The sequence below is a fragment of the Vibrio sp. QJM3NY_21 genome (assembly GCF_057785975.1).
Map to the genome: position 1 here is coordinate 1973929 of NZ_CM173513.1, position 13155 is coordinate 1987083.

Annotated in this window: 17 protein-coding genes; 4 read left to right on the forward strand and 13 right to left on the reverse strand. The window is 43.1% G+C overall.

From position 1 onward, the window contains the following. Positions 1–141: 141 nt before the first annotated feature. Entirely contained in the window at positions 142–777 is a 636-nt protein-coding gene (locus AC3CID_RS08870; RefSeq protein WP_171330706.1) for a LysE family translocator, read from the reverse strand. Positions 778–1090: 313 nt separating this feature from the next. Between AC3CID_RS08870 and AC3CID_RS08875 the strand changes: the two genes are divergently transcribed. Further along, entirely contained in the window at positions 1091–2563 is a 1473-nt protein-coding gene (locus tag AC3CID_RS08875; protein WP_171330708.1) for a carboxypeptidase M32, read from the forward strand. A 102-nt stretch (positions 2564–2665) separates the two neighbouring features. Here AC3CID_RS08875 and AC3CID_RS08880 read toward each other — a convergent pair whose 3' ends face one another. The 3 genes from AC3CID_RS08880 to AC3CID_RS08890 form a co-directional block, all read right to left on the reverse strand. Then, the gene (locus AC3CID_RS08880) at positions 2666–3670 is read right to left on the reverse strand and encodes a metal-dependent hydrolase (protein ID WP_171330710.1); all 1005 of its coding nucleotides are present in this window, start codon (positions 3668–3670) and stop codon (positions 2666–2668) included. Between the two features lie 205 nt (positions 3671–3875). Further along, positions 3876–4223, reverse strand: a complete 348-nt coding sequence (locus AC3CID_RS08885) for a DUF6404 family protein (protein WP_171330712.1) — start codon at positions 4221–4223, stop codon at positions 3876–3878. A gap of 228 nt (positions 4224–4451) precedes the next feature. Next, positions 4452–5261, reverse strand: coding sequence for a sulfite exporter TauE/SafE family protein (locus tag AC3CID_RS08890; protein WP_171330714.1), 810 nt, complete (start codon positions 5259–5261; stop codon positions 4452–4454). A 343-nt stretch (positions 5262–5604) separates the two neighbouring features. Between AC3CID_RS08890 and AC3CID_RS08895 the strand changes: the two genes are divergently transcribed. Further along, on the forward strand, positions 5605–6582 hold the full coding sequence (locus AC3CID_RS08895; protein WP_029224723.1) for a DUF1852 domain-containing protein: 978 nt from the start codon (positions 5605–5607) through the stop codon (positions 6580–6582). A gap of 45 nt (positions 6583–6627) precedes the next feature. Next, complete coding sequence (locus AC3CID_RS08900) at positions 6628–7656, forward strand: methionine synthase (protein WP_050621147.1); 1029 nt, start codon at positions 6628–6630, stop codon at positions 7654–7656. A gap of 103 nt (positions 7657–7759) precedes the next feature. Here the strand turns inward: AC3CID_RS08900 and AC3CID_RS08905 are convergent, their stop codons facing one another. Continuing rightward, positions 7760–8197: a MarR family winged helix-turn-helix transcriptional regulator gene (locus AC3CID_RS08905; RefSeq protein WP_017077136.1), complete on the reverse strand. Its 438-nt coding sequence runs from the start codon at positions 8195–8197 to the stop codon at positions 7760–7762. 84 nt (positions 8198–8281) lie between these two features. On the opposite strand from AC3CID_RS08905, the gene AC3CID_RS08910 reads away from it, so the two are divergent. Continuing rightward, positions 8282–8728: a hypothetical protein gene (locus tag AC3CID_RS08910; protein ID WP_065204735.1), complete on the forward strand. Its 447-nt coding sequence runs from the start codon at positions 8282–8284 to the stop codon at positions 8726–8728. 44 nt (positions 8729–8772) lie between these two features. Here the strand turns inward: AC3CID_RS08910 and AC3CID_RS08915 are convergent, their stop codons facing one another. The 8 genes from AC3CID_RS08915 to AC3CID_RS08950 form a co-directional block, all read right to left on the reverse strand. Next, positions 8773–9255: a tetratricopeptide repeat protein gene (locus AC3CID_RS08915; RefSeq protein WP_171316175.1), complete on the reverse strand. Its 483-nt coding sequence runs from the start codon at positions 9253–9255 to the stop codon at positions 8773–8775. Between the two features lie 27 nt (positions 9256–9282). After that, positions 9283–9834, reverse strand: a complete 552-nt coding sequence (gene cyaB / locus AC3CID_RS08920; protein WP_171330716.1) for a class IV adenylate cyclase — start codon at positions 9832–9834, stop codon at positions 9283–9285. Positions 9835–9923: 89 nt separating this feature from the next. Beyond that, entirely contained in the window at positions 9924–10316 is a 393-nt protein-coding gene (locus tag AC3CID_RS08925) for a hypothetical protein (RefSeq protein WP_171330718.1), read from the reverse strand. After that, positions 10309–10758, reverse strand: coding sequence for a GNAT family N-acetyltransferase (locus tag AC3CID_RS08930; protein ID WP_171330720.1), 450 nt, complete (start codon positions 10756–10758; stop codon positions 10309–10311). The genes AC3CID_RS08925 and AC3CID_RS08930 overlap by 8 nt, the downstream gene beginning before the upstream one ends. Positions 10759–10843: 85 nt before the next feature. Next, a complete protein-coding gene (locus tag AC3CID_RS08935; protein ID WP_171330722.1) occupies positions 10844–11350 on the reverse strand; it encodes a GNAT family N-acetyltransferase in 507 nt (168 codons plus the stop codon). An 82-nt stretch (positions 11351–11432) separates the two neighbouring features. Next, on the reverse strand, positions 11433–12014 hold the full coding sequence (locus AC3CID_RS08940) for a DJ-1/PfpI family protein (protein WP_488526411.1): 582 nt from the start codon (positions 12012–12014) through the stop codon (positions 11433–11435). Between the two features lie 106 nt (positions 12015–12120). Next, on the reverse strand, positions 12121–12546 hold the full coding sequence (locus AC3CID_RS08945) for a hypothetical protein (RefSeq protein WP_135456411.1): 426 nt from the start codon (positions 12544–12546) through the stop codon (positions 12121–12123). A gap of 185 nt (positions 12547–12731) precedes the next feature. Further along, positions 12732–13139 (reverse strand): GFA family protein, encoded by a 408-nt coding sequence (locus tag AC3CID_RS08950; RefSeq protein WP_488526412.1) that lies wholly within the window; start codon positions 13137–13139, stop codon positions 12732–12734. Positions 13140–13155: the final 16 nt, after the last annotated feature.

Consider the following 13155-nt stretch of genomic DNA (forward strand, 5'->3'; position numbering starts at 1 on the left):
ATCTAACACTCGATTTACCAGTAACAAAAAAGCCCACGGCAGTGTTTATATACAAACCTAACGTGGGCTTTCTTCTTTTTAATTCAATTGTGTAGAGCCTTTAGGACGACTCTCAATAACCTATACCCAAAACGGTTCAGCTTATACTGGCTCTTCCATCAGAAGCTTAACACCCAGCCCCACCAGCACCATACCCGTCACACCTTCCATCCACTTCATAAAGCTCGCGTTCTTAAGCAAGTTTTTAGCGGAGTTCAATGCCCCAGCCAAACTGCATTGCCACACCATCGCAATCATAAAGTGCACCGAAGCCATCAGCATAGATTGCAATAAAGGCGATCCTTCAGGGTTTACGAATTGAGGCAGAAAAGCCAAATAGAAAACCGCCGTTTTCGGGTTCAGCACATTAGATAAGAAGCCTTCGCGTAGAGAGCGCTTGGCACTGTATGCTTGCTTAGCTTGCTCCCCGACCTGCATCCCACCGCCATTTTTCATCAAAGCGCGTAGACTGCTTAAGCCAAGCCAAATCAGGTAAACCGCACCTACCATTTTAACGGCTTGAAAGAGTTCTGCAGATTGGGCGAGAATTGCAGATATACCTACAGCAGAGAAAAACGCGTGCACATACAAGCCGCTACAAATACCAAAGCTGGTCATTACACCGTCAGATAAACCCGAGCGGCTCGTGTTGCGAATCACCAACGCAGTATCTAAGCCCGGCGTTAGCGTTAAAATAGTGATGGCAATTAGAAATGCCTCAAAGTTCAAAATATCCATATTATTGTCATTGTTGTTCAGCGATCTATCATCAATACCGCTTATCTGAACAATTCGCAAGCAACAATTGCCATTTGCTATACAAGTCACTGATTTTGTGCACAATGGAACAGTTTGATTTGTTAAGAAATAGTAAATTCTAGGCATCGTACTACCTCATGCTTTTATCGCTATATCTTCTATCGCTGTATCTTCAACTACGAAGTACTGCGTCATTAAAAAGCAGAGCCATAATCAAAGTACACGAGAGATGAACCTTAAAGCTGACGCTGTCCTAAGGATCATTTAAATAAACCAAATTAAGAGTAGTCAAATGAGCGCATTCAAAAAACTAGTCGAGCACTCTCAAAAATGTTCACGCTTTCAACACCTAGCCTCTATTTGCGGTTGGGACCAGGCTTCAATGATGCCATCTGGTGGTAATCAAGCTCGTAGTGAAGCGATGGCCGAGCTTTCGGTTCATATTCACGGGTTAATGACTCAACCACAGCTTGGCGATTGGATTTCAGACGCTGAAAACGAAGCTTTGAATGGCGAGCAACAATCGTCTCTGCGCGAAATTAAACGCCAATGGCAACAAGCGAACCTACTTCCAGAAAAGCTGGTTGAAGCGAAATCTCTAGCGGGTTCAAAATGTGAACATGCATGGCGCAGCCAACGTGGTAACAACGATTGGGTTGGGTTCGAAAAGAACTGGCGTGAAGTGGTTGAGCTATCTCGTGAAGAAGCGCAGATCCGCGCCGATGCAGCGAACCTTACGCCTTATGATGCCATGCTGGATATCTATGAACCGGGCACCAGCTCTGCTTCTCTTGATATCTTGTTTGCAGACGTTAAAACCTGGCTACCAAGCCTGATTGACGAAGTGATCGAAAAACAGTCGAGCGAGCAATTCAATGCGCCATCGGGTATCTATTCGACCGAGAAACAGAAAGCACTTGGTTTAGAAGTCATGAAGCTGCTTCAGTTCGATTTTGAACACGGTCGACTAGATGAAAGTGTTCACCCATTCTGTGGCGGCGTGCCTTCAGACGTGCGCATCACAACCCGATACGACGAAGCGGAGTTCGTTCAAAGCTTAATGGGTATCGTGCACGAAACTGGGCACGCGCGTTACGAACAAGGCTTACCAAAACACCTAGCAGGCCAACCGGCGGGCGAAGCGCGCTCTATGGGCATCCACGAATCTCAATCTTTGTTCTTCGAGATGCAAGTTGGCCGCAGCGACCCATTCATTGGGCACTTAGCGAACCTCGCTGGTCAGCAATTTTCAGGCTCAGAATTTGAGAAAGAGAACTTCCAGAAGATCTACACTCGCGTGAAGAAAGACTTCATCCGTGTGGACGCTGATGAGCTTACCTACCCTGCGCACGTTATCTTGCGCTACGAAATTGAACGTGACTTGATCAACGGAAAGATCAAACACACCGACGTTCCAGAGTTATGGAATACCAAGATGCAGTCATACCTTGGCTTAAACACTCAAGGAAATTTCACTAATGGCTGCATGCAGGATATTCACTGGACAGACGGCGCATTCGGTTACTTCCCATCTTACACACTAGGTGCGATGTACGCGGCTCAGTTCATGGCTTCAATGAAGAAAACAGTCGATGTGAACTCTGTGATTGAAAGTGGCGACCTATCACCTATCTTCACTTGGTTAGAATCGAATATTTGGAGTAAAGGCAGCCTGCTTAACACCGATGACTTGGTGAAAGGCGCAACGGGCGAAACCTTGAATGCGCAGTACTTCAAAGACCACCTAAGAAGCCGTTACCTTTAGTGTTTTATTAAAGAGTTTTCGAACAAAGAAAACTAGGTAATAGACGAATAAAAAAGGCTGAGCAGATTATCTGGCTCAGCCTTTTTACTCTTCAGACCTAGATCATTTATCTCCCGTGAGCATGCTGAAGAAGGTCTGTCTCGACTCTGGTGTGTTGTCTCTATGAGTTTCGTATTTTACATGCGTGTTTGCATCAACTGCTTTTGATAGCTTGATGCTCCAAAGCGCTTTCATTTGGTTCGGTACAATTGAATATCGGACATCGATAATACGTAGCTCGTCTGTTGGGTCCTGAGCAATATAACCATTTGAAAACCAGCGGAAACGTTCAATGTCTTTGGCTTGTTGAGAATCAGGATCGAGCCAAGGCAAATCCCTGCCAACGTTCAGCTTAACGATCGACTCTCCGGGATACGTGCTGACCGATGAACCAACCCGTACTGCGTCTACATGATAATGAGCCTCTGTTTCGTACACCACTTTCCAAACCAAGATGTTAGCAAAGCTCGGTTTTGCCTCTAATCGAATCGGCGTGTGTTGTCTTTGTTCCGCTAATTGCCACCCAATCGCCTCTGCCCTATCTCGCTGAATCATCCCTAATGTTGGGTAAACCAAAGCCCAAGCAAATGCGACACGTGCTAGCCAAGGTGCTCGTTTCAACGTTGCAAACACAAGTAAAATTAAGATGGGAAGCGTATAAACAGGATCGATTATTGATATGGTATTCCAAGCAAAACGCGCGTTGGTCAAAGGCCAAAGTAACTGCGTGCCATAAGTGGTACAAGCGTCTAACAGTGCATGAGTGCCGTAACCTAGAGTACAAAACAGCCAGCTTTGTTTGAAAGAAAGCCCGCGCCTTTTTGCAATGAGATGATGCAAAACCAAGGCACAGATCAAACTGCCAATGGGGATAAAGAAGAGTGAATGGGTAAATTGTCGATGAAACTCCAAAGCCAACAAAGGATCAGTCTGTGACTTAATCAGTGCATCTAAATCTGGAGCCAATCCAGAGAGTAGACCTAATACCCCAGCGACAACCAAGTTCTGTTTTTGGCTTGCCGACTGTGACAAAGAAGCGCCTAACACGCCCTGCGTTAAAGGATCCATAAACCACTCATTGATAGCATTCCGTTGAATCAAACAAGATACATTTAGCTATAGCAGTGAATCCCGTTAAACAACAAGATTTCATCAACATACTCATATACATAATCGTATAAATGTAGACTGGCAAACAAAAAAGAGCAGCCTCGTGACTGCTCTTTTTGTTTGAATTTAACGATAGTTCTTACTTCTATATCGCTTTGTTAGCTTACAACTCTTCCCAATTTGTCAGATCGCACTTCCTATATGTCCAAAGGTAATACGCACTCATAAAAACAGAATAAAATGCACCAGCGATGAATGATTCGTACAGCAAGTTTGAAAAGGTCATTCCCTCTCTCGATATACTTAACAGCGATATCAAAGGAAGGAAAAAGACAAAGAATTCGACAAAGCGCACCACTACATTTCGTCCAAAAGACACATAATAAGGCGGCCTTAACTTAAGTCCTGCCTTTCTTAACCATTGATGCAATGGCGGGTTGTAGTTCCATTTTAGAATTTTGGCGGCTTGGAGTTGCAAGAATGCCCTTTCAAGCTTTGTTGTATAACTCATGTTGGAGATTTCCCGCGGCATCATAAATTCCTTTGGGTAAGTGTTTGACCAAATTTAAAATATTTATAAAACAGGACAATTTTATTATGAGCCATGATGCATTAAAAGGCGTTAATGCGGCGATTGATAGACTCAGATCGCAATTAGACATTTACATGCATTTTCTCGCACCTAAATGTCTAATTGATAAAGAAACTGAATCAGTACAGGCCAGAGGGCGGTCTTTAATTAACGCGCCACCATGCTTGCCGCGATAACCACCAACAATACTGAAAAGATTTTCTTAATCGTTGGAACCGGTAAATGGTTGGTTGCTTTTGCACCTAATGGAGCCGTAAACCAAGACGTGCACACAATACCCAACAGCGCAGGCAGATAAACAAAACCAGCAAAACCGTCAGTTAGAGCAAAGTGGCTGCTGCCCGAACTGATATAGCCGATTGAACCAAATAACGCGATAACAATGCCACAAGCAGACGCACAACCGATGGCCTTTTTCATATCGACAGAGAAAAACGTCAACAGCGGAACCAGTAATGCACCACCACCAATGCCAATCATCGCAGACAAACCGCCCGTGATCGTTGTCAGGACGGTTAAGATGCCCCTATTTGGCAGTTTTCTTTCTTTAGGCGCGTCGTTTTTGCTGCTTAAGAACATCTTTATTGCGATAAGAACCACACTCACTGCAAACACAATACGAACAACTTTTTCTGGCAACAAAGCCGCCATAAAGCCACTAACCAATGCGCCAAGAGCAACCCCTAACATGATCCAAGGCGCCAGGTCCCAAGGCACGTTTCCATTCTTGTGGTGAGCAAGTGCAGAAGAAGTTGAGGTGAACAGTATCGATGCCAACGAGGTAGCGATGGCCGCAACAACCACTTGATCCGCAGGTAGAATCTCTAAGTGAAGTAAAATGCTGCTTAGCACCGGAACAATGATCAGCCCTCCGCCAATCCCCAAAAGCCCGGCAAGAAAACCAACACCACTGCCTAATAATGCACAGTATAAAATCAACAACAGCAATTCACTCATTTCATCCATCTCTTAATTAAATTAATTGTCTTAAATAACGCACTATTAATGTGGTTATATTTCCATCAAGCTAATTAATATAACTGACACCGACTTAAACATTCAAACAGAATAGATCATGAATATTCCTCATGTTCAATGTGAAGTAATACCATTGTTAATGGTGAACCTATCAACGTATAAAAACCTTAAGCGATTAACTTTATACGACATTAATTCTACTAAGCATTAATGTCAGACAGCATAGCCTTCGATTCTTAATCCGGTCACAAGCTAAAAATAAAAGCCGTTTTAATACTAAAGACCGAGAGAATCAGAAAACAAATTGGGATACCAAATCAGCATGAATAAAGAATTTAATTTTACGATTAAGAGCATTAGCCTCGACGAAAACTACCAGCCTGCAGACAGCACGCGTATCACAACCAACTTTGCTAACCTGGCTCGCGGTGACAGCCGTCAAGCGAACTTACGTAATGCACTACAAATGATCGATAACAGTTTCAACGCGTTAGCACACTGGGACAACCCTAAGGGCGACCGTTACTCTGTTGAGCTTGAAATCATTTCTGTTGATATGGACATTGAAAGCAACGGCGAAGCATTCCCTTCAATTGAAGTGCTGAAAACCAATATTCTAGACCGCAAAACCAACGAGCGTATTGAAGGCATTATCGGAAATAACTTCTCTTCTTATGTTCGAGATTATGACTTTAGCGTACTTCTGTTGGATCATAATAAAGGCCAAGATAAATTCAGCATTCCAGAAGATTTTGGTGATTTACACGGCAAGCTTTTTAAATATTTCGTTAACTCTGAAGCTTACAAACAGAACTTTAATAAACCACCTGTTATTTGCTTAAGTGTGTCAGATAATAAAACCTATTACCGCACTGAAAACCAACACCCAGTATTAGGTTTTGAATACCAACCGAATGAGTCTTCTTTAACTGAGCAATATTTCAAGAAGATGGGCTTACAGGTTCGTTATTTCATGCCGCCAAACAGTGTTGCACCTTTGGCTTTCTATTTCTTTGGTGATCTGCTGAACGATTACTCTAACCTAGAGCTTATCAGCACCATCAGTACCATGGGTACGTTCCAAAAAATCTACCGACCTGAGATTTACAACGCGAACGCGGTTGCGGGCAACTGTTACCAACCAAACTTGAAAAACTTGGATCACTCGCTAACTCAAATCGTGTACGACCGTGAAGAGCGAGGCCAGCTAGCGGTTGAGCAAGGTAAGTTCGCAGAAGAGAATTTCATTAAGCCATACCAATCAGTTCTCGATAACTGGTCGGCAAATTACGCACTTTAATCGTCTATTGCGCGCTCAAATCATCCAAGGATAGGCAGTATTATTATGAAAACACTATTACCGACTTCAACAGCGGGCAGCTTGCCGAAGCCGTCTTGGCTTGCACAACCAGAGACGCTTTGGTCGCCATGGAAACTTCAAGGTGATGAACTCACAGACGGCAAACAAGATGCACTGCGTGTCTCTCTGCACGAGCAGCAGCAAGCAGGCATTGATATTGTGAGTGACGGCGAACAAACACGTCAGCACTTCGTAACGACCTTCATTGAACACTTGAATGGCGTTGATTTTGAAAAGCGTGAAACCGTTAAAATCCGCGACCGTTACGATGCAAGTGTTCCTACAGTCGTTGGCCCTGTTTCTCGTCAGAAATCAGTGTTTGTCGAAGATGCGAAATTCTTACGTCAACAAACCGATCAACCGATCAAATGGGCTCTGCCGGGGCCTATGACCATGATTGATACACTTTACGATGCGCATTACCAAAGCCGTGAAAAGCTCGCGTGGGAATTTGCAAAGATCCTCAACGAAGAAGCGAAAGAGTTAGAAGCAGCAGGCGTTGATATTATTCAGTTCGATGAACCTGCGTTTAACGTGTTCTTTGATGAAGTGAATGATTGGGGCATCGCGTGCTTAGAAAGAGCCATTGAAGGGCTTAAGTGCGAAACAGCAGTGCATATTTGTTATGGCTACGGCATTAAAGCGAATACGGATTGGAAAAAAACGTTAGGCACAGAGTGGCGCCAATACGAAGAAGTATTTCCTAAGCTGCAGCAATCGAATATCGATATTATCTCTTTAGAGTGTCACAACTCTCATGTACCTCTTGAGCTACTTGAACTGGTACGAGGTAAGAAAGTGATGGTCGGTGCGATCGATGTGGCTACCGATTCCATTGAAACACCGGAAGAAGTGGCTAGCACTCTTAGAGAAACACTTAAGTACGTTGATGCCGATAAGCTCTACCCTTGCACTAACTGCGGCATGGCACCCCTGCCTCGCGAAATTGCCTCAGCGAAGCTTAATGCGCTCAGTGCTGGCGCAGAGATCGTTCGTAAAGAGCTTTCAGCGTAACGCTTTCCTAAAGAACAAAAGCCATCCCCTGAAGCCTAAGTATCATATCGATGCTTAGGCTTCCGTACTCTTCTCAACTTCCACTCTCTATTTATCTATTTATCTATTTATCTAAGAAGGTAGCCATCTTCTTCAAAGTGATTAGCGCCTTATCAAGCTCGTCTCTTTCAATGCTTTCAGCGCCACTTTCAGCCCATACTTCCTGTTTTTTATCTAATAGCGAATACGCTTCCTTGCCCTTTTCAGTCATGTTAACCAGCTTTGCTTTTTTGTGATTCGGGTTATCAAGCCAAGTTAGCAGGCCATCTTTCACCATGATGTCGGTAACACGCTGAGTCGCTTGTCTGCTTTGCCCCATAATACGAGCAATTTGAGAAACCGTGACCAGATCATCGGACTTCTCGATCGCACCCATCACCTTCCATCTGGCACTGCTTAACCCTAACTCTTCGGTTAATTTGTCACCCTCAGCATTCAATAGACCACTGACCTTAAAGATCTCTAGTGCGATCTTTGTGAAAACTTCTCCATTCGTATCCATAACACTCACTTTGACAACATGCTGTCATTAAATTAGACTTAAACCAAGTTGACAACATGTTACCAAACTAAAGGCGCAAATGATATGAAACCAATAATCCACAAAACAGCAGCATTAACAGCAACACTGTGTGTCGCGACATTCTTTACCAGCACATTGTTTGTAGAACTGTTTGGCACTTTGGAATCAGTGAAGCTAGTCAAGTCGATGATCGTTTTTCCGGGCTTGTTTATTCTTGTCCCAGCCATTGCGATCACTGGTGCGACCGGTGCAGCTATGGCAAAACAACGTAAAGGGAAAATAGTTGAGCGTAAGAGTAAACGCATGCCAATTATCGCGTTCAACGGGATCGTTATTTTGATTCCGGCCGCTTACTTTTTAAATCAGTGGGCAAGTTTAGGAGAGTTCGACTCAGTGTTTTATGGCGTTCAGGTTTTAGAACTGATAGCAGGCGCGACCAACCTAACACTGATGTCTTTGAATATCATGGATGGCAGAAAGTTTCGCCCTAAGAAGATAAAACAAGGCTAAGCTCATCGTGTTTAAGCAAACAGATGAGCTTTATACGCGGCTGTTTACCAGGTTTTATCTAGGTCTTGAGCATATAAAGAGATCGCTCGTTGGTACTCTTTGATCGCTTCGCTATTCGTGGTGGAAACCAAAAGCTCAAGTAACAGCGATGTCGCCTCTTTATGGCGACCTAAATTGTACAAACACATTGCGTAGAAAGGTTTCACTTCTATCGAGTCAGGATACTCAGCCATAGTCTGTTCGAAATAGCCTAAAGCCTCTGCATAAAGGCCAAGGCTTCGATAAGTACTCGCCAAACCGAAAAGCGCATCAAAACGCTCTACTGAAGAAAGCACACCAGACAGAGACAATACATAGTGCTCAATCGCCTGTTGCTCTTTGCCCTGGTTGTCGTAAGACCACGCAATCTGTAAATGTGCTTTCGCTGCATAGTTTTCATCAGAGAGTAGCGTTGCCAGTAAGTCACGCGACTCTTGATACTTATCTTCTTTTCGCAATTCGATTGCTTGTTTGATAATGGTGTCCATAACTCTCCCTGACGCTTAAACGCTGTACTATGCGTTCATTTCCTCGAACATCTGTTTATAAGACTGAGTTTGCAGCGCCGATTGAGTCAACCCGAACTTACTGGCTAACAACTCAAGCTCACTTTTATACACAGACAACTTAGACTCATCGTCCGTCATGATAGCAAACTCAGCAAAATCACCGATACCCGCAAGAGAATCGACCGTGATGTGGAACTCTCCAACAAAGTAAATACTGCGAGTTTTCTGCGCTTTAAGAATCACTTCGTATCCCAAGTTCTCTAGCATGCTCTTGGCATTCGTCGCATCGGTGATATTTGTCGCTTCACATCGATCAGGCTCAGGGCCTTTTACAATCCATAACTTGATACCCGACGGCTCCATAGTACGAATACACAAGCTTTTGTTCTGAGCCTGTAAGCTTCTATCAGGGCTATCGAAATACCAGTCGCATTCTAGGTTGTCTTGCAGCATTACTTCATGAGGCATTAGGTTCAAAGTTTTCAAGAACTCAGACTTAGAGCTAAGTTGATACTTCAGCTCAACCTCATATTTACCTTTGAAATGATCGTTAGTCATAGATTAGCTCGATGCAAAAAAGGCGATACTAGCACACGAACCGCATCCGAAATACAAACTGACACACAACACAAACTAAAGCCGTAAAACTATGTCCGACACGCTAACACACGCTTCCATTCTTCTTGGTTCATAGCACCTTTAGGAAGGTAGATATTGCGTTTTTGCATCGCTCCTTTCGTGTATGAAAGCTTGATAACTGACCCGATATCAAAAGGAAGAATATTTCCCTGTAACTTGATATCGCAAGCGTGACCATCGAAACAGACATGATTGTTCGATACTTCAAAAGAGCTATTGCGAAACTGCCACCATAGCGTCACGACTTTTAATACCGCAACAGAACTGAGCATCAACCCAATAGTAGGCAGTGATTGAGGGTTACCATCAAATAGCCAATAAACAGACAACAATAAGAATGCAGCGAGTGCGAACTCAAGCAGTGTATATTTAACAAAATTTAATTGGATACGGTTATCCATGACACTCTCTCAATGATGATCCTAAAAGCAGCTCCATTTCAACGAGCCCTTTAACTTCAGAAACCTTTGTAAAACCTTTTGATTGATATAGCTTAATGGCGGGATTCTCACTGAACACTCGTAACACTAACTGAGTCGATGATTGATTGTTCGCATGTTCAATCACTAAATCCAAACATTTAGAACCAAAGCCTCTGCCTTGGTATTCAGCTAATATCTGCAAGTCCCTAAGAAACGTTGTATCACTGGTGTAACTGAAGCGAATAACACCAATACGGCTATCCCCCACATAAGCCTCATAGTTATCCAGCTCATCCCAGCTACGTAAAAACTGACTATGGCCCCAAGCGATACCTCGAGCTTGGTAGTAATTCGTCATATTCGTTTTGGTGATCGATTCAGCGAACTTAGGATCGGAACCTTTGACTAACCTTACTTCCATATAGTGTCCTTTGTTTCTAAATCAAACATTGAGCAATACGTAATTAAAGTACCAAGAGTATTGCATCGTGTTTGAACCATCCTAATCAATCTGATTCCTTGTTTAACACCTTCTCTAACCACATTGAACTGATGTATTGAGCGTTTTTCTTCGCATATTCATTGAACACTCCGACTTCTCGAAATCCAAAACGTTTATGAAGTGCTATTGAAGCCTCATTAGGTAAAGCAACACCTGAGAGTACGCGGTGAACACCATAATCACTAATCGATGCAAATAGCTGAGAATAAAGCTTAGAGCCTAAACCTTTACCTTGAGCTTCTGCCGCAAGATAAATAGTGACCTCTGCAGTGTCTTCAAATGCCGACATAGCCCGGTATTGCTGAGAACACGCGAAACCTAATAACGCACCATTTTCTATCGCGACATAAAGTTGATGTTTGCTGTTGTTTGAAAACTGAGCGAACCACTGCTGGCGATTTTCCAACGAAAATTTCTCTTCTTCAAAACGCGCGTTGGTATGTGCAATATAGAAGTTGAAAATATCAGTGATTCCTTCAACGTCAGACAATGTTCCTATTCTAATGTCCATGTAATGTCCTTTTTCATTTGTGCTTTAAACACCCAAACCAACACATAAAATACACAACACACATAGAGTCATCTTTGGAGGGTTAGTATGTAGACTCTTGCCAGTTGTACTCCATTTGCCGAGCGACTACCGTGGCAAACTCTAAACCATAGCGCTCAGACATCAGATGTAAGCTCATATCTATACCAGCAGAAATACCACCTGAAGTTGTGAACTTACCTGATGTCACCCAGCGCTGATCGGCAGTCACATTTAAATCAGGGAACTGTAATGCTAAGTCGGAAATATCTTCCCAATGGGTAGTAACTGTTAACCCCTTAAGTAAGCCCGCTTTAGCCAATAAAAACACGCCAGTGCAAACTGACACAACTTGTTCAGCATTTGGCTCAACGGATACCAACCAATCCAGTACATTCGACTTGTTCATCTCGTCAGTATGCACACCGCCAACTACCATTAACAAATCTATCTCTGGATGATTTTGTAACGAGTAGTCAGTCAGAACCTTAAACCCACCACGGGCGACAGCTGGCTCGGCGTGCTCAGAAACCATGAATACATTTAGATCTTCAGCACCTAAGCGCTTTGCCGTACTAAAAACTTCAAATGGGCCAGAGAAATCGAGAACTTCTGCTTGATTATAAATATATATACCGATGTTCATTGTACCTCCATGTACAAAATGATGAATATTTTGGCCTACCTTCGCATCTTATTTAACTAATTAACACACCTGTTTAAAAACTCGAACATGTAGATAATTGACTTGTTTACAGCTGCCTATTTTCAACTGCGATAGAAAGAAGATGTGCCTGTATAACAGAGATCGTGAACACGATTAACGGCACGACTATTGAAAATAACGAGACGAAAATTATAAAGCCAGACATAAACAACTTCTCAATGTAACCAGTGCTATGAGCCCAATCCGCAACGTGGCCGTCTGCAAAAAGACCGAATGCACCATAATAATAAAATGCATAAATCACAGCAGACTTATGCCATGAACCTCGTTGAAGGTCATCTATTGTATAAATCGATGCGAAGCCAGCTAAAACAACGCCCAACCATAAGAACACAAAGTCGATCGGGTAAACTGACGCTGTAGCTAGATAGTCTCCTCGAGAAATTAGCCATACAATTCCAAATCCTATAGTAAGCGTAATGAACGCATTTTTAATAATTAACCATCTCATACTTTCCTCCTGGATTTAGTATGGATAGATGCCAATATAGAATTGTATGAAAACCCGATCTTTTCGAGCTGCCTCAATAAATTTGGAGAGAGGCGTCAACGTGCGTTAAGAATTGGGCAACACCAAGCACGTTAACCATAATCACTGTGCATTCAATATTTGCGATTCAAAGAATCGAAGATCGATTAACTTGTTCGCCCTTCTGAATGCGTAGGTAAGTCTGGCTGTAATTCACACCAGTTCGCTTTGTAGTTGGTGTAAATCTGAGCATCGATTTTGACTGGAATATCCACGTCGAATGTCGATATCGCTAGTTCGATGTTTTCTACAGGTTCACCTTTTACTCTGAAGCCTAAACTTGAACCACAATTGGAGCAGAATGTTCGTGTTGTGCCGTTTGGTGCGACAAACTCTTTGAGTCGATCTTTACCTGAAAGCCAGCTCAACCCTTGAACACCAACTAACGTACCAAAAGCTGCGCCGTGAAATTTTCGGCACATTGAACAATGACAGTTGGCTGCCTTTTCGCAGAACCCATCAACCGAAAAGCGAACACTTCCACACAAACACGAACCTTTAAAACCTGTACTCATCCTGAGTCTCCTTCCC

Coding starts and splice junctions, on each gene's coding strand:
- AC3CID_RS08870 (WP_171330706.1), bottom strand. CDS start 777: ATGGATATTTTGAACTTTGAGGCATTTCTAATTGCCATCACTATTTTA.
- AC3CID_RS08875 (WP_171330708.1), top strand. CDS start 1,091: ATGAGCGCATTCAAAAAACTAGTCGAGCACTCTCAAAAATGTTCACGC.
- AC3CID_RS08880 (WP_171330710.1), bottom strand. CDS start 3,670: ATGGATCCTTTAACGCAGGGCGTGTTAGGCGCTTCTTTGTCACAGTCG.
- AC3CID_RS08885 (WP_171330712.1), bottom strand. CDS start 4,223: ATGAGTTATACAACAAAGCTTGAAAGGGCATTCTTGCAACTCCAAGCC.
- AC3CID_RS08890 (WP_171330714.1), bottom strand. CDS start 5,261: ATGAGTGAATTGCTGTTGTTGATTTTATACTGTGCATTATTAGGCAGT.
- AC3CID_RS08895 (WP_029224723.1), top strand. CDS start 5,605: ATGAATAAAGAATTTAATTTTACGATTAAGAGCATTAGCCTCGACGAA.
- AC3CID_RS08900 (WP_050621147.1), top strand. CDS start 6,628: ATGAAAACACTATTACCGACTTCAACAGCGGGCAGCTTGCCGAAGCCG.
- AC3CID_RS08905 (WP_017077136.1), bottom strand. CDS start 8,197: ATGGATACGAATGGAGAAGTTTTCACAAAGATCGCACTAGAGATCTTT.
- AC3CID_RS08910 (WP_065204735.1), top strand. CDS start 8,282: ATGAAACCAATAATCCACAAAACAGCAGCATTAACAGCAACACTGTGT.
- AC3CID_RS08915 (WP_171316175.1), bottom strand. CDS start 9,255: ATGGACACCATTATCAAACAAGCAATCGAATTGCGAAAAGAAGATAAG.
- cyaB (WP_171330716.1), bottom strand. CDS start 9,834: ATGACTAACGATCATTTCAAAGGTAAATATGAGGTTGAGCTGAAGTAT.
- AC3CID_RS08925 (WP_171330718.1), bottom strand. CDS start 10,316: ATGGATAACCGTATCCAATTAAATTTTGTTAAATATACACTGCTTGAG.
- AC3CID_RS08930 (WP_171330720.1), bottom strand. CDS start 10,758: ATGGAAGTAAGGTTAGTCAAAGGTTCCGATCCTAAGTTCGCTGAATCG.
- AC3CID_RS08935 (WP_171330722.1), bottom strand. CDS start 11,350: ATGGACATTAGAATAGGAACATTGTCTGACGTTGAAGGAATCACTGAT.
- AC3CID_RS08940 (WP_488526411.1), bottom strand. CDS start 12,014: ATGAACATCGGTATATATATTTATAATCAAGCAGAAGTTCTCGATTTC.
- AC3CID_RS08945 (WP_135456411.1), bottom strand. CDS start 12,546: ATGAGATGGTTAATTATTAAAAATGCGTTCATTACGCTTACTATAGGA.
- AC3CID_RS08950 (WP_488526412.1), bottom strand. CDS start 13,139: ATGAGTACAGGTTTTAAAGGTTCGTGTTTGTGTGGAAGTGTTCGCTTT.